Raw genomic sequence first — 18,115 nt, forward strand, 5'->3', positions numbered from 1 at the left:
AATTGTCCCATTTCTCCAGCCCGGGCGGATTTCAGGTGGAAACCGCAACCCCGGGCCCGTGTCCAAAGCGTGAGGAGCGTTTTATGTCTCGTATTTTTTCTGGCGTACAGCCTACTGGTAATTTGCATCTGGGTAACTATCTGGGCGCAATCCGTAATTTTGTCGGTCTGCAAGATGATTATGAATGCATCTACTGTGCCGTGAACATGCATGCAATTACGGTATGGCAGGAACCAAATGAACTTCGCAACAATACCCGCGAAGTTGCCGCCGCGTACCTTGCCGCCGGTGTTGATCCTGAAAAGTCCATCATTTTCGCGCAAAGCGCCGTTCACGCCCATGCTGAACTAGCCTGGATTTTCAACTGTGTCGCCCGTATTGGCTGGCTGAACCGGATGACCCAGTTTAAGGAAAAAGCCGGGAAAAACAGAGAAAACGCCTCACTTGGCCTTTATGCATATCCGTCCCTGATGGCAGCGGACATTCTGGCGTATAAGGCAACCCATGTGCCCGTCGGCGAGGACCAGAAACAACATCTGGAACTGACACGGGATATTGCGCAAAAATTCAATAACGATTTTGGCAAAGAGGTTTTTCCCATCGTTGAGCCGCTGATATTTGGCGAAGCAACACGGGTTATGTCCTTGCGCGATGGGTCCAAGAAGATGTCCAAATCAGACCCAAGTGATTATTCGCGCATTGCCCTGACCGACGGACGGGATGACATTGCCCGTAAACTCAAAAAGGCCCGGACGGACGCGGATCCCCTGCCGGAGACTGTTGACGGTCTGGAAGATCGTCCGGAAGCTGCCAATCTGGTTGGTATTTACGCCGCCCTGTCTGGTCAGTCCAAAGCGGATGTACTGAAGGAATATGCTGGATCGCAATTCTCAGTGTTCAAGCCCGCATTGACAGATTTGGCCGTTGAAAAATTTGGCCCCGTGGGTGAGGAAATGAAACGCCTGATGACCGATCCCGCCTATGTGGATGACGTCCTGGCGAAAGGCGCAGAACGCGCGTCGGCCATTGCCAACCCGATCATAAAAGAAGTGAAAGAAATCGTTGGATTTCTGGGCGCGTAACACAAGCTTAGACAGGGAAAACTTGTAACTTTCCCTGTCTAAGCTTACATCTTTAGAGGATTTATTCACACCCAAGCAAAAAGCAGGGCAGACACCATGAGTGAAATCGGAACGGGCGGCGAAGCCCAGGGTACACGTAAAATCAAACTGTTATCCCGCTGGCGACCATTTCTGTTGATCCTTCTGCTGATTGTCTTTGGTTATTATGTGGGTGGAATGATCTGGATCCACAAAATCAATGACGACCTGACCTTTCTGCCTGCGGAAAGAAATACCGTTAAGGGTGGAAGTGCGGCCGTTGAAGTTGCCGCAGGCTTGATTGACCGGGAAATCAATCAAAACAGTTGGACCTCCAATGATCCTTTTTTCATGCCGGGCGCGCTGTTGGATAACATGCCTAATTATCAACAGGGCATTATGTCTGCACTGGCACGGTTCAGCTTCGAACTGACCGATCAGATTGGTCGGACCAGAGGATCCAGCCAAACCGACAAAGACCTGCAAACCGCGGCAGGACTTCTACAATATTCCGGTACTGTCTGGAGTTGGGACCCAACCGTTTCTCTGCTGCCAACCGCCTCCTCTGAACGGCAATATAACAAAGCCCGAAAAGCCCTCATTTCATACAATCAGCGCCTGGCGGATGGCCGGGCGGTTTTTGAAAAAAGAGGGGACAATCTGCAGGCGACCCTGAACAGGATTGCATCAGATATCGGCTCTTCAACCGCCGTTATTGACAAACATATCGCCGAAAATGCCGGCGCCTATGTGGATTTTGAAGCTGATGACCTGTTTTACGGTTTCAAAGGTCAGGCCTATGCCTATTACACTGTCCTTACGGCCCTTTCACAGGATTTTGAAAATCTGATCCGCGAGCGAGAACTTGGCAACGCCTGGAACCAGATGCTGGTGAGCTTTCGCTCAATTGTCGAGTTGGACCCCTATGTCATCTCAAATGCCAAAACTGATGGTCAACTTTTCCCCAATCATCTGGCTGTTCAAGGTTTCTATATCTTGCGGGCCCGGACCCAACTCCGCGAAATTAGCAACATTCTCTTGAAATAGAGGCGCTGATGGTGGCAGGATAGCGCTGATTGAAATTACAAATGGAAGTTTCATGAACGATGAAACCCTGTCTCCTGGACGGCGCAACAAATTTCTTGTTGTTGTTGATGAGACACCCGAATGTAAATCTGCAATCCATTTTGCCTGCCGTAGGGCCTGGCATGTGGGCGGTGGCGTAATTCTCCTATACGTGATCGAACCTCCCGATTTTCAGCATTGGATGGGCGTCGAGCAAGTCATGCGCGAAGAAGCCCGGGAAGCCGCTGAAGAATTGCTCCAATCCCTTGCGGACGACATTCGCCGGGACACAAATATTGTTCCAGAATTCGTTATCCGGGATGGGTATAAAAAGGACGAGCTTCTGGCGCTTATTGAAGAGGATCCAGATATCCGTATTCTGGTCCTTGCCGCCTCTCCCGATTCCGGGGGGCCCGGACCCTTGGTCAAAAGCCTTGTTGGCGAGATGTCAGGCACCTTTGCGGTCCCGATTACGGTTATTCCGGGGAACCTGAGTGACAAACAACTGGACGCCGTCACCTAACGCCCAGAAAATGAATCACTTTCTTTTTTTAAGCTTCCCCTGTCGAAAAATTCAAAAAAACTAATATGGTAAACAATTGATTAACAGTGGCAATTCTCACTGCTAAGGGAAAACTTGCATTTCGTTTTTTGTTAGGACATAGTCCCCAACTCTTGTAGAGGAATTACCCCAAATTTGAGGTAAATACACCCTATTTAGTATGCTTGAATGTTGTATAATACTGAATATAGTGTTACAATCAGGCTCGTTTCGACGGGTACAACTTGTGTGACGAAATCTTAATGCATCAGATAACGACTTTATTCAAATCAGCTCGACTTGCCACAGTGCTCGTATTGGGCGTTGCTGGTCTTTACGTGGCAACTGATTTCGGTACTTATCCGTCTCAGCAAAGTGCCGCCGCAAAAATGCCAAAGCCCTATGCCGTGGTTTCGACTGACGCGGTCGATCCAGACAAATTGGCGATGCTATCTGTTCCGGTTCCTTTAACCCGACCTGCAGACCTGCCATATATAGAGCAACCCCATCAGGTGAACGTCGTGTCTCTGGACCAAAAATGGTCTGGCATGTCTTTTGATCTGGATGCCATCCGTTTTGGCCGGGAAGTTCCCCGGTATTTTGTTGAGCAGATGCCCGTCGATATTCTGGACATCACTCAGGTTGACGAACGAAAACGGGTCTTTTTGTCTTTAGCGCTTCCCCTCATTCTAAAAGTCAACGAAGAGATCCAGGCCGAGCGACAACGTCTTGAACGCATTATAACCGCGCGATCTTACCGACAGAATATCAGTTCGAAGGACAAACGCTGGTTGCGCCGTCTGGCGAAGAAATATAATGGCAGCACAAAAAACCTCGCTGACTTGTCTGCACGGGTCGATACAATTCCGGTCTCTCTCGCTTTGGCACAAAGCATTGAAGAAAGCGGCTGGGGAACCTCTCGTTTTGCCCGTGAAGGCAACGCCCTTTTTGGCCAGCGGGTCTGGTCTACGGGAGACGGCCTTATTCCGGTTGAGCGGGAAGAAGGCGCGAACTACGAAGTTAAAGCGTATGATGCTCTTGTGTCGTCAATTCGTGATTACGCCCGGAACCTGAACAGTTTCAGCGCCTATGAAGAATTTCGCCAGCAGCGTTCTTTTCTGAAAAGTCTGTATGGAAAAGCCAATGGCTATGACGTCGCCACGGCTCTGCAATCCTATTCAGAGCGCGGCGACGATTATACGGCAACATTGCAAATGCTCATCCGGGTCAACAGCCTTGATCAATTTGACAATGCCAGCCTCAAAAAAGAAGAGGTTGCTCAGCTTTTCAACTGATCAAGAAGTTCCTGGGCACCGGTCGAAACCAGAGTTGTCTCGGCCGCACACAGAAGAAAATCAAAACCTTCCGCAAACATTTCGCGGGTCCGCCCGGCACCACTCGAAATACAACCAAGCCATTTACCGCTTGCCTTGATTCTATTGCGAGCATCTTCAAATTGTTTGATGACCTCTGGATCATCAAACCAGCCGGGTTTGCCGATACTGCCTGACAGGTCATAGGGCCCAATAAACAGCATATCAACGCCGTCCACAGCCGCGATCTCCTCAATATTGCCGACCGCCTCCTTGCTTTCGATCTGACAAATAATAAGAAGCTTGTCTTCAAATTCTTCAAGATAGCGTTCCTTGTCGCGCCCATAAGCAGCGGCCCGTGCCGCACCAAGACCAACACCGCGGGTGCCGTTTGGCGGATACCGGCAGGCGGCAACGGCCGCACGGGCTTGCTCTGCCGTATTCACAGCAGGAAACATAATCCCTTCCATCCCGGCATCCAGCGCCCGTTTTACGGCAACCGGGTCGTTGGACGGAATGCGCATCAAAACACTGGTATCACCCGCACACCGAATGGCACGGTGCTGATCGATTGCCTGAGATAAATTGCCACTACCATGCTCGTGATCAATCATAATGGCATCAAAACCGGCACCGCCAATTATTTCTGCCATATCGGCCGATCCGGTGAACAACCAGCAGCCCTTGGCTTTCTGGCCTGCAGCCAACGCTTTTTTTACCTTACCAATGCGGTTCATAATGGCGTTATCTCCTTGGAATATAAAATAAGGCACCGAACCAGCGATACCGACCTTCCGGCCCCGGTAATGTGCAGTTGATCCGTCCGCGACCGGCGGAATAGGTTTTACTCAATCGAACCTCAATCCGGGCGTCCCCTAACCGTTCGATCGGGACGGCGCCGCCGGACTGGTTAGACGAAAAACAGGACAACTGGTTCAGGTTAGAATATTGTTCCGCCAATGTGAATCCAAAGGCGGGCGGATTTCGCTTCAAAATATTGTCTTTTGGCATCACTTGTTTGACCCGCAGCGGCATGGCATTCGCGGCCAAACGCAATCGACCAATTGAGCCAAAGGCCTCACTCAAGGCAAATCTGGGCAACCCGTACATGTCAGATCCAGAATAAAAAACACCGGACTGCTGCCCAAAGGCTGCTTTAAATCCAGCTTGCTTGACCACTTCTTTAATTTCGCGGCCATATTCCCCGTAAGGATATGCCAATATACCGGGGACAAAACCAAGCTGTTTTTCAAAACTTGCGCTGGCGCGCTGAATGTCTTCTTTCACCTGTTCGATACTAAGCGCCGGCAAATGCCGGTGGGTCGCTGTATGATGCCCTACATAAACACCTGCATCGACCATTTCTTTAAGCTGCTCCCAGCTCATATAGTCCGGGATTTTTTTATCCAGGGCATCTGTTGACGTAAAAATCGTAAAGGGGAATCCCGCTTCTTTCAGCAGGGGCCAGGCATTTTCATAGACCGACAAATACGCATCATCGATCGTAATCGCAACGGTACGGTCTGGGAGAGCCTGACCACTTTGGATTTTATCGACGATCTGACCCAACGGCAGAACCGTGTATTTTTGCGCCTTCAGTTCCTGCAAATGCTCTTTGAACTGATCGAGTTTGATATTGGTGCTGGGATATTTACCATCGCCAAATCGATGATACATAATAACGCTGGCCCAATCAGCCGCCGCCGCCAGGCCGGGCAGCGCGAGCAAAGGCATGAATACGCTGGCAGCCAATAATATCTGCCGGCTGACATGTCCCAGTTTCGTCATTTTCGTATTTTTCTTCATAAGCGGTCTCTATGTTATTCCTGCATCATTCTTGTTCCCGCAGCCTTATCAGACAAGGTCGCAAAGCGGCGCGGTTTGAACAACTGATAATGCCACCATTCGTTCATATAAAAATCCCAGCCGGCCGCACTCATGATCCCAAGCAGCAAGGCTCTATTTTTCTGGGCTTCCTCTGACACTTCCGTGACCCCATGATGGGATAGGGGCGTCATGGCGTCAAACTCAGTCCCCATATCCAAAGCCTCTCCCATCTCGTCCAGCAATGTCAGATCAATTGCCGCCCCCCGCGAATGCGGCGAACCATTGGCAGGATGGGACAGATAATGCGGATTGGGTGTATGGTCCCACAACGCTTGAACTGCCTCAGTTGGTCGAAAACCGTCAAAGAGCCTGAACCGATATCCCATGGATTTGGCAAGGCGGATTGCAGTGGCCAGCTTATCAGCCGCCTCTTCATTCAAATAGCAGGCTTGGCGGGTATAAATGGGGGCGCCTGTAAAATTATTATCCGTCGCATAGCGAATATCCAGCGCCACATCAAAGTGAGCTTTGGTAATCTCTACAAGTGTCATAACATCCCTGTGAAATGCTCAAATTCTTTTTTTCCACCAGACAGGTGCTTTAAGGTGTGATATGGCCTAGCCTTTCACGCGGACAAAAGCCTACAGGGACATGGACTTAAAGGCAATGAAGATACTTGCACTTGATACGGCACTCAACGCCTGCTCGGTGGCCCTTATGGAAAACACCGAGATACTTCTTGAAAGAAGTGAGCCGAGAGCGCGCGGACATGCGGAGAAGCTTCTTCCCATGGTTCGGGACATGATGACAGAGTGCCAGATTGACTTTGCCCAACTCAATGGTATTGCTGTCTCTGTCGGGCCCGGCACGTTCACCGGATTGCGAATTGGCTTATCCGCAGCGCGGGGCATGGCTTTGGCCGCCGGAATCCCCGCCCTTGGTATAACCACACTTGAAGCACTGGCAGCGTCGGTTTCAGCGGATCAGCATCAAACGCGCCCCGTAACCATCGCCATCGATGCCCGGCGACAGGAAGTCTATCTTCAGTCGTTTGATCCACAAACTCTTGCCACCTCACCGGTCCCGCTGGCCCCCGCCAGAGCCGTTCCTATTAAAAATGTAACCGACTTTTTACCAAAAGAGCCCTTCGTTCTTTTGGGAAGCGGCGCCGGACTTCTTCAAGAGGCAGGAATGCTGCGGGCGCTTTCGTTCGAAATTCTGGATCTACCGGAAAATCCTGCTGCCTCTCGTCTGGGACGCATCGCTGCCCTTCGCGGTTTTGAAACGGCTACAGAGCCACCCGCACCGCTTTATTTACGCTCTCCAGACGCCAAACTTCCCGGTGGCATCGATCCTTTCAAGGGAAAAGAATGAGGCTCTCCCACGATTATCTGACAGAAGAAACAGCCGCCCCTGTCATCGCAGTTCTTCATCAGGCCTGCTTTGATCCGGGCTGGTCGGAGGCCGATTTTAAAAGCCTCCTCTCGGTTCCGGGCGGACTGATACAAATCACCTCCCTTGATCACGCTCCCATCGGGTTCTGTTTTTACCGTCTTGTCGCGGACGAAGCTGAAATTATTACGATCGGGGTTCTTCCAGAATATCGGAATAGAACTGTTGGCGCCCGGTTACTTGAAAAAGGTCAGGAAAAACTCGCCGGTTTAAACATAAAAACCCTTTTTCTTGAGGTGTCAGAGACTAACCTTTCGGCCCAAAAACTCTATGAAAATATGGGCTTTTCAGTGACCGGCCGCCGCAAGAACTACTACACAGAAGCGGCAGAGAAGGTTGATGCCCTGATCATGGGCAAGACATTAAATTCAAACAATTTTCATTGAAATACCAACAAATGGATAAAAACTGTTGATCAGTTCCAAGTAGTTGGAAAGACGAGATACGGGCAAGGAAGAAAAGTATTTTTGCATACCCCTTTATTCTTTACCAACTATTGCACATATTAAGGGCATACTTTATAAGGCTCTCTACTTTTTAATGGAGGAATTGAAAAAGTGTCTGAGAAAATCGAGAAAATGGAGCTCCTTGCTCTGACCACAGACATCGTGACCTCTCATCTGTCCAGAAATACGCTGGAAACAGCTGAAATTTCGAGTCTTATTCGGGAAGTATATTCCACGCTTGCCAATGTTGGAACGTCCGAGCCTATCAGCGACAGACCTCAGCCTGCCATTTCCATCCGCAAATCTATACAGCCTGATTACATTGTATGCCTCGAAGACGGTAAAAAGCTGAAAATGCTGAAGCGTCATCTGAAAACGGCGTACAACATGACCCCAGAAGAGTATCGCCAACGCTGGGGCCTGCCATCAGACTATCCAATGGTTGCGCCCAATTATGCCAATCAGCGTCGGAACCTTGCCAAGAAAATCGGGCTGGGTACGCGCCGCAAAAAAGCTGCCGCCAAATAGCATTTCTTTTCTGGCCCGCTTATACCTAATCGTATAGACTGGCCGAACATCTTAGATATTCAGGTAGATAGAGGGCACGTATGCCATCGCGATTGGAACAACTGTGTGTGGACAAAGGTCTGCGAATGACAGAGCAGCGCCGGGTGATTGCCCGTGTGTTGTCAGAGTCCCAGGACCATCCTGACGTGGAACTGGTTTATAAACGGGCCTCGGATGTTGATGATACAATCAGCATTTCGACTGTCTATAGAACCGTTCGGATGTTTGAAGAAAATGGTATTCTTGAACGGCATGATTTCGGTGATGGCCGCGCCCGTTATGAAGAAGTATCAGACCAGCACCACGATCACCTGATCAATGTAAAAACAGGCCAGGTTATCGAATTTACCAGTGAAAAGATCGAAGAACTGCAAACCTTGATCGCAAAGGAACTGGGCTTTCGGTTGATTGACCACCGTCTCGAACTGTACGGAGAACCGCTGGATGACAATGCAGTCTCAACGGCTACACCGGAAGAATCTGTTGTCAACATCAACCAGACTTCTTTGCAAAAGAAGGACAAATAGGCAACAACAGTTTGTTGCCTGAACCGCCATGACATTTATCCGTTCTCTTTTCGTTATCGCCGCCGTTCTTTTATGGGCTGGCATTTTGGTCCTGCCACAATTCATTGTTCTGATGGCGATGCCGAAACACCGCTATACCCTGCCACAAATTTTTCATCGTGGTCTTTGCCGTCTGTTACGAGTTCAGGTGGAAATCCATGGCACGCCGGCGCAGAACAAGCCGACCCTTTTTGTCATCAACCACATTTCATGGCTGGATATCCCTGTCGTTGGCAAGGCCATCAAAGGCAGTTTTGTCGCCAAGCAGGAAGTTGCCAAATATCCGTTTATTGGCCGCTTGTCCCGGCTGCAACAAACCATCTTCATCTCAAGATCCCGCCCCTCCGTAAAAACCCATAAAGACGACATGCAGGAGCATCTGGAACAGGGTGATAATATATTCCTGTTTCCCGAAGGCACCTCTTCCAACGGTATTGTTATCCAAAATTTCAAAAGTGCCTATTTTGCGTTGGCCGAAAGTCACGCTGGGGACGCCCCCCTGACGGTTCAGCCCGTAACCCTGGCCTATAGCATGATGGATAATCTGATGATGACCCGCGGGACCATGGGTATTGTTGCCTGGGTGGGGGATGAAAATCTGTTATCGCATGTTTGGGATTTCTTGAAATCCGGCAAAATAACAGCCGAACTTCGCTTTCATAAACCGGTAACGATCGATCAGTATGATTCCCGAAAAGACATGGCCGCCGACTGCCAACGGGTCATTGCTCACGGTTTATCCCGCGCAATGACAGGCAGACCCGAGTTTTAGTAGTATAATATGTCTTTTTTCGGTACCTGGAATTGTATTCGACTGGACTTTGCTTATCTACTTCTTCATTAATCTATTGTTTCCTGATAAGACAAAGATACATAAAGACATATTATGAGTAGTGCCAGTGTCTAACAGTATTTTTACGACGACAATGGTCAGCGAGGACCAGTGACCAAAAAACTTTATATCTCAACATACGGCTGCCAGATGAACGTATACGATTCTGCACGTATGGCCGACATTCTTTCCCCTTTGGGATATTCTCTGACAAACCAGCCGAACGGCGCCGATATGGCAATTTTGAATACGTGCCATATTCGGGAAAAGGCTTCTGAAAAAACTTTTTCAGAGCTGGGCCGATTGCGCAATATGCGCAAAGCCAAGGAAGAGAAGGATCAGGGCGGCATGATCATCGCCGTCGCCGGTTGCGTTGCGCAAGCTGAAGGCGCCGAAATCATGAAACGCGCACCTTATGTCGATATGGTCTTTGGCCCTCAATCCTATCACAAGCTGCCGGAAATGATGGCCGAAGCGACCCGCGGCGCCGGTCAGATTCTGGATACGGACTTCCCGATCGAACCTAAGTTTGACTATCTGCCCGACGAAGCCATTGACACAAATCTTAGTGCCTTTCTCACGGTTCAGGAAGGCTGCGATAAATTCTGTGCCTTCTGTGTCGTCCCCTATACGCGTGGCGCTGAATTCTCGCGTCCGGTCGCCAGTATCGTTGCAGAAGCGAAACGAATGATTGCCGGAGGTACCCGGGAAATCACACTGCTGGGACAGAATGTAAACGCCTATCATGGCGAAGGCCCGAACGGTCGCGCCTATTCTCTGGCTGAACTTATTGAGGAACTGGCCGAAATCGATGGGTTGCAACGCCTCCGTTATACGACGTCCCACCCACTGGAAATGACGGAAGACCTGTGCAAAACCCACCGGGATGTTGACATCCTGATGCCGTATCTTCATTTGCCTGTTCAAGCAGGAGCAGACCGGATTCTGGAAGCAATGAACCGCCGGCATACCGGCGCTCAATACAGAACCATTATCGAAAAGCTGCGGAATTATCGTCCTGATCTTGCCCTGTCCGGGGATTTTATTGTCGGTTTTCCTGGTGAAACCGACGCTGAATTCGAAGACACCATGCAATTGGTGCGGGATGTAAATTACGCGCAAGCCTACAGTTTCAAATACAGCCCCCGGCCCGGAACTCCGGCTGCGGCCCTTGAGGGACAGATGATACCCGAAGAGGTAAAATCTGAACGCCTGGCGCGCCTTCAGGCTTTGTTAAACGAACAACAGCTTTCCTTCAACCGCACGTTTGAAGGAAAAGAAATCGACGTTTTATTGGAACGTGAAGGCAAAAAAGAAGGGCAGCTTATTGGAAGAAGCCCGTATATGCAGTCAGTGTTTGTCCAATCCCCTCCCCATCGGATCGGACGTATTGCAACGGTTGTTGTCGAAGAAGGCAATGCCAACTCCCTTCGGGGCAAACTCAAAACCGGATCAACGGCAAGCGCCGCGTAATTCGGGCATCAGGAGAGAAAGTGCCACAACAACCCTCGGACGCGACAACAAAAACCAATAAAAAGTCTGCCAATGACAAGGTGACGATCATCGAGTTTGATGACAACCACCTCGTCGCTCAATTGGTTGGAGAGCATGATCGTTATTTGGCTCGCATTGAACAGGAAATGGATGTTTCTGTGGCACCGCGCGGCAATAAAATGGCGATTTCAGGCCCCAAAGAAAGCCGGACCATTACCAAAAAAGTTCTACAGGACTTGTATGCCCGGCTTGAAAAAGATCTGGAAGTAACGGAAGGCGAAGTGGATGCGGCCATTCGAATGGCCCGTGACCTTCCCGCGTCAGATGGAAGCCGGGGCTCTGTCGCCTCAACCGGGGCAATGATTGTCACAAAACGCAGGCGGATTACACCACGTTCGACCAATCAGTCTTATTATGTCAGTTCCCTGCGCAAGCACGAACTGGTCTTTGGTTTGGGTCCCGCTGGCACAGGCAAAACATATCTGGCGGTCGCCAATGCGGTCGCCATGCTGATCGAAAATCAGGTAGACCGGATTATTCTGGCGCGCCCGGCTGTGGAAGCCGGTGAAAAACTCGGATTTTTGCCCGGCGATATGCGCGATAAGATTGATCCCTACCTGCGCCCGCTATATGACGCTCTCTATGACATGCTGCCCGCCGAAGAAGTAGTCAAGCGGCTGGAAAATGGCGAAATTGAAGTAGCAGCGCTGGCGTTCATGCGCGGCCGAACCCTGTCAAACGCCGCCATCATTCTGGACGAAGCCCAGAATACCACACCCGTACAGATGAAAATGCTGCTGACCCGGATGGGTGAAAATTCGCGCATGGCCGTGACCGGTGACCTGTCGCAGGTTGACCTGCCCCTTGGTGTGCGTTCCGGATTACAGGAAGCGGTGAAAATTCTGGATGGGGTCAAAGGCGTTGATTTCATTAATTTTGGCGAATCTGATGTGGTCCGGCACCCACTGGTCACCCGGATTGTGCGGGCCTATGGCGAGCATGAACGTGAGAAAAAATTGAATTTGAAACGGCCTGATTGAGACACACGTGACACATATTGAACAAGCAGAGGCAGCATTGGCCGACATGGGCTTTGCCTGTGAAAGTGCTGTTTCCATGGAAGAAGACTGTTGGGCATCGGATGCTGAACTGGTTCAGTCGCGAACCCGTCTGTGTTGCGTGCAGTCGCTCCTTCATATTGTGCCCGGACTGGATCTGGATCTGGATGACTTCTCACCCTGTATAGAAATCAGTTTTCGCTATACCAGTGACGCAGAAATTCAGATTTTAAATCGGGATTTCCGGGGCAAGGACGCGCCAACAAATGTTCTGTCTTTCCCCGATACTACCTTGACACAGGATAACCTGCTTTCAGCCGCCCGATTTTCCGAACCGCTTATTCTGGGCGATATTGTTCTTGCAGAAGAAACCATCCGTCAGGAAGCGATAGATCAGAAAAAAACACTGGATCAACATCTTAGTCATTTGATTACACATGGTATGCTACACTTGCTGGGTTATGATCATGAAGAGGATGACGAAGCCGATGTTATGGAACAGCTGGAAATTGAAATCCTGCAAAAAATGAATATCGACAATCCTTATAAACCAAACGATACTTTCAGGATGGAGACACCTGAACAGAAATGAATACACAACAAACTGACGCCCCTGTCCCTGAACAGATTGAAGACGAGACCCTCCCTGAAAAACAAGGGTTCTTTTCCAGGTTATTCAACATTTTCCGTCTGTCCCCCCAAACAGATGGAAGTGTCAGATCCACACTTGAAGAACTCATAGAAGAACATAACGATCCCGAGCAGGCGATAAACGCGACTGAAAAAGCCATGCTGACAAATATTCTGTCAATCGGGGCACTGAATGTCAGCGATGTCATGATCCCACGGGCCGATATTGAAGCGATCGACAATAGCCTTTCCCTTGAACAGGTTGTTGCCCGGTTTAGTGATACCAGCCATTCCCGCTTGCCCGTTTATAAAGAAAACCTGGATAATGTTGTGGGCATGTTCCACATCAAAGACCTGATCAATTTCTGGGGCCAAACCGAACATACCAACTGGCAAAATTTTACCCGAGAAATCCTTTTTGTCCCGCCGTCCATGACGGTTCAGGACCTTTTGCTCAAAATGCGTGCCACGCATATCCACATGGCCAATGTTGTGGATGAATATGGCGGTATTGACGGGCTTGTCACCATTGAAGACCTGGTGGAAGAAATCGTCGGCGATATTGAAGACGAACATGATGAACAGGAAGGCCCGCTAATCTTTGTCTCCGGAAATGGCACCATCGAAGCGGATGCCCGGGCGGCAATAACAGAACTGGAAGATCTTTTGGGTCTGGATCTGCTGCCAGAAGAAGAAGACGAGGATGTCGATACGGTCGGCGGACTGGTCTTCCAGCTTGCCGGACATATCCCAACCCGCGGCGAAATAATCCCCCACATCAGTGGCCTTAATTTTGAAATCATTGACGCAGACCCGCGAAAAGTGAAACGAATTCGGGTTCGCCGAGACCCTGAGAGCCTTCAGGAAGACGAATGACCAACCTGCTTTCGCGATTTGAAAAATTAGCCTTTTGGAAAATCGCCGCTCTCTCTTTCTTACTGGGACTGTTATTTGCAACGACGTTCGCGCCGCTGCATCTTGTTTTTCTGCTACCGGTCTGCTTTTCAGCAATTCTTTTCTTTCTGGGATTTGCGCGAACAAAAAAACAGGCGTTTTTTGTTGGTTGGTGGTTTGGCTGGGGTCAATTTATTGCAGGTTTCTATTGGATCGGCGTTGCGTTCACAATCGATGCAAACGCCCATGCGGCCTTAATTCCGTTGCCAGTCTTGGCTCTCCCCGCCTTTTTAGCCGTCTTTCCGGGTCTGGCGACCCTTGGCACCTATTTACTAAAATGGCGAACCGGCCCCAAAATCCTCGCCTTCAGCAGCCTTTGGATATTGAGTGAATATGTCCGTGGAACAATTTTCACTGGATTTCCCTGGAACCTGACAGGGTATAGCTGGGGCAATATTCTACCGATGCTGCAATGGTCAGCCTATATCGGTATCTTTGGGCTTGGCCTCCTGACCGTTTTAATCAGCAGCATTCCTGTTGTGCTGACAGATCGCGACCTGCCACAAAAATCCAAAAACCGGGCCATGCTTTTCATGTCGGGGCTGCTCGGGATCATGATCCTGACTGGATATTGGCGTCTTGGCGCGGAAACTCCGGCGCCTTTGACCAATAGCGCCTTTCGGATTGTTCAGCCTAATATCCGGCAGGCAGACAAATGGGTGCCAAAACTGAAAGGCGGACACGTCAAGAAGCTGGCGGATCTGAGTAAACTGCCTGCAAAAGGACAGATTCGGCACTTGATTTGGCCGGAAACTGCCGTTCCGTTTTTTCTGACAACCGATCAACCTATCCAATCCTATCTGGACCGGGTTATCCCCGAAGGAGGGTCTTTAACAACCGGGGCACCGCGGAAGGATCCTGAAAAAAGACAATATTGGAATAGCGTACAGGTTCTACAACCGGGTCAGGGCGTAACCGGGATCTATGACAAGCAGCATCTGGTCCCTTACGGCGAATATCTTCCCTTTCGGACATTGCTGATCGAAAGCGGACTTTCGCGCGTTATTCCTGTCCTTGATACGATGTCAGACTTTTCCGCCGGCGCATCAGGATCCCAGACCGTCACCCTGCCCGGACTTCCCCCTGCACGGGTTTTGATCTGTTATGAAGTGGCGTTCCCCTGGGAGGTATCCGGGGCAGACGACTTTTCCTGGATTTTAAATGCGACCAATGATGGCTGGTTTGGAGACACATCCGGTCCGTATCAACATTTGATTATGACCAAAACCAGGGCCATTGAACAGGGCATGTCCGTTATTCGCGCGGCGAATACGGGTATTTCTGCGGTTATTGACGGATACGGGCGGGTTCTGCAAAGCCTGCCTTTGAATGAACCGGGCTTTCTGGATGGCAACATACCGGCACCGCTGGCCAGTATTCCCCTTTATAAACGTGCCGGGGAAATCCTGCCGGCCTCCTTGTTATGCTTGTTTCTGATCGTTGGATTATTCTGGCAAAGACGCCTGTCATCAGAATAAACAACCCGTCCGTAAGGGCCGTGAAATGCACGAAAGAAGCGTACTTTCAGTCGGGGAAACAAGCGATACAGGCGACCGAAAACCAAATATTCAGTATATTTTTACACCGATATAGTGTATTCCATCCTTCTTATCAGGTGTTCTTCTGTCGGTGCCGGAAAAATGCTGAAATGTGTTTGACGATATAAACCCATCCAAATTTAGGGGAATATACATGCCACATCATCCAGTGGACGTACATGTTGGAAGTCGCGTTAGACTGCGCAGAACCCTTTTGGGGATCAGTCAGGAAAAACTGGGCCGTGAATTGGGCCTCACTTTTCAGCAGATACAAAAATACGAAAAAGGCGCGAACCGGATCGGATCCAGTCGCCTGTATGAAATCAGTCAGATTCTGGATGCCCCCCCTGCTTTCTTCTTTGACGATATGCCGCAGGAAAATGCGTCGTCATTTTCCACCCTGCAGGAGGAAGAAACCGCCTTCGAACACCAGCATCTGTCAAAACGTGAAACCCTTGAACTGGTGCGTGCCTATTATAAAATACCGGATGAAGACGTTCGAAAACGGGTATTCGATCTTATTAAAGCTGTGGGCGGTCAGAATATCGATTTGGATGATCTGTAGCAGCGGCAACGCACATCCATGATATTCTAGGCTTGACCCTGACGGTAAGCACGTTACATTGCCGGTCATTGTGATCAATTTGCGTAGCCAGAGCGCTAGCAGCAATCCCTGATATGAAAGCCGAGGTTTATCCGTGCGACAATCCAACTATCTCTTTACAAGCGAATCTGTTTCTGAAGGTCATCCAGACAAAGTCTGTGATCGTATCTCTGATACAATCGTGGACCTTTATTTGTCTCAAGACCCTTATGCACGTGTTGCATGTGAGACCCTTACCACAACGAACCGCATCGTCCTTGCCGGCGAAGTACGCGGTCCGGACACAATCACCAAAGACCTGATCGAAGAGGCTGCCCGTTCGGCCGTTCGGGATATTGGCTATGAGCAGGACGGTTTCCATTGGGAAAATGCTGCAGTCGATATTTTCCTGCATGAGCAATCCGTAGATATTGCCCAGGGCGTCGATGCCACTGGCAATAAGGATGAAGGTGCGGGTGATCAGGGCATCATGTTTGGCTTTGCCGTCAACGAAACAGACGTGCTGATGCCAGCCCCGATTTATTATTCACATGAAATCCTGAAATCGCTGGCGGCAGCACGCCATTCCGGACAGGAAAAAGCACTCGGCCCGGATTCGAAAAGTCAGGTCACGCTGGTATATGAAAATGGTCGGCCTGTCCGCGCGTCATCCATAGTGGTTTCCACACAGCATACAGACGATGTCGAAACAGACGAAGTCCGTGAGATTGTGCGCAAATATGTAACCGATGTCATGCCAGATGGCTGGATGTGCCCGGAAGAAGAGTTTTATGTCAACCCAACCGGTAAATTCGTCATTGGCGGCCCGGACGGGGATGCCGGCCTGACCGGACGTAAAATCATCGTAGACACCTACGGCGGGGCAGCCCCACACGGTGGCGGCGCCTTTTCCGGCAAAGATCCGACCAAGGTGGACCGCTCAGCAGCCTATGCCTCCCGATATCTGGCAAAGAATGTTGTTGCCGCCGGGCTTGCAGATAAATGCTGCATTCAGGTTTCTTATGCCATTGGTGTTTCCAAACCATTGTCTTTGTATGTTGATCTGTATGGCACAGGTCAGGTGGACGAAAGCCGTCTCTCTGAAGTTCTGATGGACGTAATGGATCTGAGCCCTCGCGGGATTCGGGAACATTTGAACCTGAACAAACCTGTCTATGCCAGAACAGCGGCCTATGGTCACTTTGGACGGGACGCAGAAGACGATGGCGGTTTCTCTTGGGAGAGACTGGATCTTGTCGATAGCCTGAAATCAGCGTTCGGATAATCCATTAATGGCCGACGAAAGACCGGACAGAAAGCGTATTCTGTATGGGCGGCGCAGGGGGAAAACCCTGCGCAAAGGCCAACGGCATGCCATCGATGATATCTTTCCGACCCTACAGGTTCCGCTGGAGGCGGAAACGATTGACCTGAACGCACTGTTCGGCGGCAATTTTGAAACCACCTGGCTGGAAATCGGTTTTGGCGCCGGCGAACATCTGGCGTGGCAGGCAGACCATCACCCGGATGTGGGAATTATTGGCTGCGAACCCTTCATCAATGGTGTCGCCGCCCTGATCCTCAAACTTGAGGAAAAAGGGTGTAACAATGTACGAATTCATAACGAAGCCGCCGAATTATTAATGGAAAAGCTCCCCGAAGCGTCAATCAATAAGGGCTTTCTGTTATTCGCCGATCCATGGCCAAAATCGTCTCATCACAAGCGGCGATTCGTTTCAGAAAAGAATATCGCAGCCCTCGCGCGGGTTCTGGAAGACAATGCAGAACTGAGGATTGGTACAGATCACACCAATTACGGAGCCTGGATTTTGTGGCATATGTTACAATCTGAGGACTTTGTCTGGATCGCTGAGTCGCCAAAAGATTGGCGCATTCGCGGCGATGACTGGCCTCAAACCCGGTATGAAGCAAAAGCGTTGCGCGAAGGACGTCAATCTGTTTACTACCGTTTCATCCGGCGGCCCCGCTAAATTTGATCTTCTCCAAGCAAGAAAAGGCTTGGCATTGGCGGCATTCGGACTATTATACAGGAAATTATTACTGTTCGCTCACCGTCCGGATGAGCTTCTGGACAGTGGGCCGATGGTCCACTGTTTTTGTTTATGGGCCTTTTGCTTTTGGTTTCGTA

At 50.0% G+C, this 18,115-nt stretch carries 20 protein-coding genes; 17 read left to right on the plus strand and 3 right to left on the minus strand.

The window, feature by feature from the left end:
- Positions 1-83: 83 nt before the first annotated feature.
- From trpS to OIR97_RS17810, 4 genes are all read left to right on the plus strand, one after another.
- A complete protein-coding gene (gene trpS / locus OIR97_RS17795; RefSeq protein ID WP_169543544.1) occupies positions 84-1,082 on the plus strand; it encodes a tryptophan--tRNA ligase in 999 nt (332 codons plus the stop codon).
- A gap of 96 nt (positions 1,083-1,178) precedes the next feature.
- Positions 1,179-2,147, plus strand: a complete 969-nt coding sequence (locus OIR97_RS17800) for a DUF2333 family protein (RefSeq protein ID WP_169543545.1) — start codon at positions 1,179-1,181, stop codon at positions 2,145-2,147.
- Positions 2,148-2,199: 52 nt separating this feature from the next.
- Positions 2,200-2,688: a universal stress protein gene (locus OIR97_RS17805; RefSeq protein WP_169543546.1), complete on the plus strand. Its 489-nt coding sequence runs from the start codon at positions 2,200-2,202 to the stop codon at positions 2,686-2,688.
- Between the two features lie 281 nt (positions 2,689-2,969).
- Entirely contained in the window at positions 2,970-4,001 is a 1,032-nt protein-coding gene (locus OIR97_RS17810) for a glucosaminidase domain-containing protein (protein ID WP_169543547.1), read from the plus strand.
- Here the strand turns inward: OIR97_RS17810 and OIR97_RS17815 are convergent.
- The 3 genes from OIR97_RS17815 to ddpX are packed head-to-tail and all read right to left on the minus strand — an operon-like array spanning position 3,986 to position 6,397.
- Positions 3,986-4,756, minus strand: a complete 771-nt coding sequence (locus OIR97_RS17815) for an HpcH/HpaI aldolase family protein (RefSeq protein WP_169543548.1) — start codon at positions 4,754-4,756, stop codon at positions 3,986-3,988. The two genes, OIR97_RS17810 and OIR97_RS17815, sit on opposite strands and share 16 nt — an antisense overlap.
- A gap of 7 nt (positions 4,757-4,763) precedes the next feature.
- Complete coding sequence (locus OIR97_RS17820) at positions 4,764-5,825, minus strand: polysaccharide deacetylase family protein (RefSeq protein ID WP_169543549.1); 1,062 nt, start codon at positions 5,823-5,825, stop codon at positions 4,764-4,766.
- Positions 5,826-5,839: 14 nt separating this feature from the next.
- Complete coding sequence (gene ddpX, locus OIR97_RS17825) at positions 5,840-6,397, minus strand: D-alanyl-D-alanine dipeptidase (RefSeq protein WP_169543550.1); 558 nt, start codon at positions 6,395-6,397, stop codon at positions 5,840-5,842.
- A 115-nt stretch (positions 6,398-6,512) separates the two neighbouring features.
- Here ddpX and tsaB point away from each other — a divergent pair, with 115 nt between their 5' ends.
- The 13 genes from tsaB (at position 6,513) to trmB (ending at position 17,957) form a co-directional block, all read left to right on the plus strand.
- Positions 6,513-7,220 carry a tRNA (adenosine(37)-N6)-threonylcarbamoyltransferase complex dimerization subunit type 1 TsaB gene (gene tsaB, locus OIR97_RS17830; RefSeq protein ID WP_169543551.1) on the plus strand — a complete coding sequence of 236 codons (708 nt, stop codon included), beginning with the start codon at positions 6,513-6,515 and terminating at the stop codon, positions 7,218-7,220.
- Complete coding sequence (rimI, locus tag OIR97_RS17835) at positions 7,217-7,684, plus strand: ribosomal protein S18-alanine N-acetyltransferase (protein WP_169543552.1); 468 nt, start codon at positions 7,217-7,219, stop codon at positions 7,682-7,684. Before tsaB ends, rimI begins: the two co-directional genes overlap by 4 nt.
- A gap of 171 nt (positions 7,685-7,855) precedes the next feature.
- Positions 7,856-8,272 (plus strand): MucR family transcriptional regulator, encoded by a 417-nt coding sequence (locus tag OIR97_RS17840; RefSeq protein ID WP_169543553.1) that lies wholly within the window; start codon positions 7,856-7,858, stop codon positions 8,270-8,272.
- An 80-nt stretch (positions 8,273-8,352) separates the two neighbouring features.
- Positions 8,353-8,838: a Fur family transcriptional regulator gene (locus tag OIR97_RS17845; RefSeq protein WP_169543554.1), complete on the plus strand. Its 486-nt coding sequence runs from the start codon at positions 8,353-8,355 to the stop codon at positions 8,836-8,838.
- A 28-nt stretch (positions 8,839-8,866) separates the two neighbouring features.
- On the plus strand, positions 8,867-9,649 hold the full coding sequence (locus tag OIR97_RS17850; RefSeq protein ID WP_169543555.1) for a lysophospholipid acyltransferase family protein: 783 nt from the start codon (positions 8,867-8,869) through the stop codon (positions 9,647-9,649).
- Between the two features lie 210 nt (positions 9,650-9,859).
- Positions 9,860-11,182 carry a tRNA (N6-isopentenyl adenosine(37)-C2)-methylthiotransferase MiaB gene (gene miaB / locus OIR97_RS17855; RefSeq protein WP_181017845.1) on the plus strand — a complete coding sequence of 441 codons (1,323 nt, stop codon included), beginning with the start codon at positions 9,860-9,862 and terminating at the stop codon, positions 11,180-11,182.
- A 20-nt stretch (positions 11,183-11,202) separates the two neighbouring features.
- Positions 11,203-12,243, plus strand: a complete 1,041-nt coding sequence (locus tag OIR97_RS17860) for a PhoH family protein (protein WP_219821595.1) — start codon at positions 11,203-11,205, stop codon at positions 12,241-12,243.
- A 7-nt stretch (positions 12,244-12,250) separates the two neighbouring features.
- Complete coding sequence (ybeY, locus tag OIR97_RS17865; RefSeq protein WP_169543557.1) at positions 12,251-12,853, plus strand: rRNA maturation RNase YbeY; 603 nt, start codon at positions 12,251-12,253, stop codon at positions 12,851-12,853.
- Positions 12,850-13,767, plus strand: a complete 918-nt coding sequence (locus OIR97_RS17870; RefSeq protein ID WP_169543558.1) for a hemolysin family protein — start codon at positions 12,850-12,852, stop codon at positions 13,765-13,767. Before ybeY ends, OIR97_RS17870 begins: the two co-directional genes overlap by 4 nt.
- A complete protein-coding gene (gene lnt, locus OIR97_RS17875; protein WP_169543559.1) occupies positions 13,764-15,323 on the plus strand; it encodes an apolipoprotein N-acyltransferase in 1,560 nt (519 codons plus the stop codon). Before OIR97_RS17870 ends, lnt begins: the two co-directional genes overlap by 4 nt.
- Positions 15,324-15,537: 214 nt before the next feature.
- Positions 15,538-15,948, plus strand: coding sequence for a helix-turn-helix domain-containing protein (locus tag OIR97_RS17880; RefSeq protein WP_169543560.1), 411 nt, complete (start codon positions 15,538-15,540; stop codon positions 15,946-15,948).
- 133 nt (positions 15,949-16,081) lie between these two features.
- The gene (metK, locus tag OIR97_RS17885; RefSeq protein WP_169543561.1) at positions 16,082-17,251 is read left to right on the plus strand and encodes a methionine adenosyltransferase; all 1,170 of its coding nucleotides are present in this window, start codon (positions 16,082-16,084) and stop codon (positions 17,249-17,251) included.
- A gap of 7 nt (positions 17,252-17,258) precedes the next feature.
- The gene (gene trmB, locus OIR97_RS17890; protein ID WP_169543562.1) at positions 17,259-17,957 is read left to right on the plus strand and encodes a tRNA (guanine(46)-N(7))-methyltransferase TrmB; all 699 of its coding nucleotides are present in this window, start codon (positions 17,259-17,261) and stop codon (positions 17,955-17,957) included.
- Positions 17,958-18,115: the final 158 nt, after the last annotated feature.

The sequence above is a fragment of the Sneathiella aquimaris genome (assembly GCF_026409565.1).
Classification (GTDB): Bacteria; Pseudomonadota; Alphaproteobacteria; order Sneathiellales; family Sneathiellaceae; genus Sneathiella; species Sneathiella aquimaris.

What these genes read in the sequence shown, in the direction of transcription:
- trpS (WP_169543544.1), top strand. Translation starts at nt 84, where the DNA reads ATGTCTCGTATTTTTTCTGGCGTACAGCCTACTGGTAATTTGCATCTG.
- OIR97_RS17800 (WP_169543545.1), top strand. Translation starts at nt 1,179, where the DNA reads ATGAGTGAAATCGGAACGGGCGGCGAAGCCCAGGGTACACGTAAAATC.
- OIR97_RS17805 (WP_169543546.1), top strand. Translation starts at nt 2,200, where the DNA reads ATGAACGATGAAACCCTGTCTCCTGGACGGCGCAACAAATTTCTTGTT.
- OIR97_RS17810 (WP_169543547.1), top strand. Translation starts at nt 2,970, where the DNA reads ATGCATCAGATAACGACTTTATTCAAATCAGCTCGACTTGCCACAGTG.
- OIR97_RS17815 (WP_169543548.1), bottom strand. Translation starts at nt 4,756, where the DNA reads ATGAACCGCATTGGTAAGGTAAAAAAAGCGTTGGCTGCAGGCCAGAAA.
- OIR97_RS17820 (WP_169543549.1), bottom strand. Translation starts at nt 5,825, where the DNA reads ATGAAGAAAAATACGAAAATGACGAAACTGGGACATGTCAGCCGGCAG.
- ddpX (WP_169543550.1), bottom strand. Translation starts at nt 6,397, where the DNA reads ATGACACTTGTAGAGATTACCAAAGCTCACTTTGATGTGGCGCTGGAT.
- tsaB (WP_169543551.1), top strand. Translation starts at nt 6,513, where the DNA reads ATGAAGATACTTGCACTTGATACGGCACTCAACGCCTGCTCGGTGGCC.
- rimI (WP_169543552.1), top strand. Translation starts at nt 7,217, where the DNA reads ATGAGGCTCTCCCACGATTATCTGACAGAAGAAACAGCCGCCCCTGTC.
- OIR97_RS17845 (WP_169543554.1), top strand. Translation starts at nt 8,353, where the DNA reads ATGCCATCGCGATTGGAACAACTGTGTGTGGACAAAGGTCTGCGAATG.
- OIR97_RS17850 (WP_169543555.1), top strand. Translation starts at nt 8,867, where the DNA reads ATGACATTTATCCGTTCTCTTTTCGTTATCGCCGCCGTTCTTTTATGG.
- miaB (WP_181017845.1), top strand. Translation starts at nt 9,860, where the DNA reads ATGAACGTATACGATTCTGCACGTATGGCCGACATTCTTTCCCCTTTG.
- OIR97_RS17870 (WP_169543558.1), top strand. Translation starts at nt 12,850, where the DNA reads ATGAATACACAACAAACTGACGCCCCTGTCCCTGAACAGATTGAAGAC.
- lnt (WP_169543559.1), top strand. Translation starts at nt 13,764, where the DNA reads ATGACCAACCTGCTTTCGCGATTTGAAAAATTAGCCTTTTGGAAAATC.
- OIR97_RS17880 (WP_169543560.1), top strand. Translation starts at nt 15,538, where the DNA reads ATGCCACATCATCCAGTGGACGTACATGTTGGAAGTCGCGTTAGACTG.
- trmB (WP_169543562.1), top strand. Translation starts at nt 17,259, where the DNA reads ATGGCCGACGAAAGACCGGACAGAAAGCGTATTCTGTATGGGCGGCGC.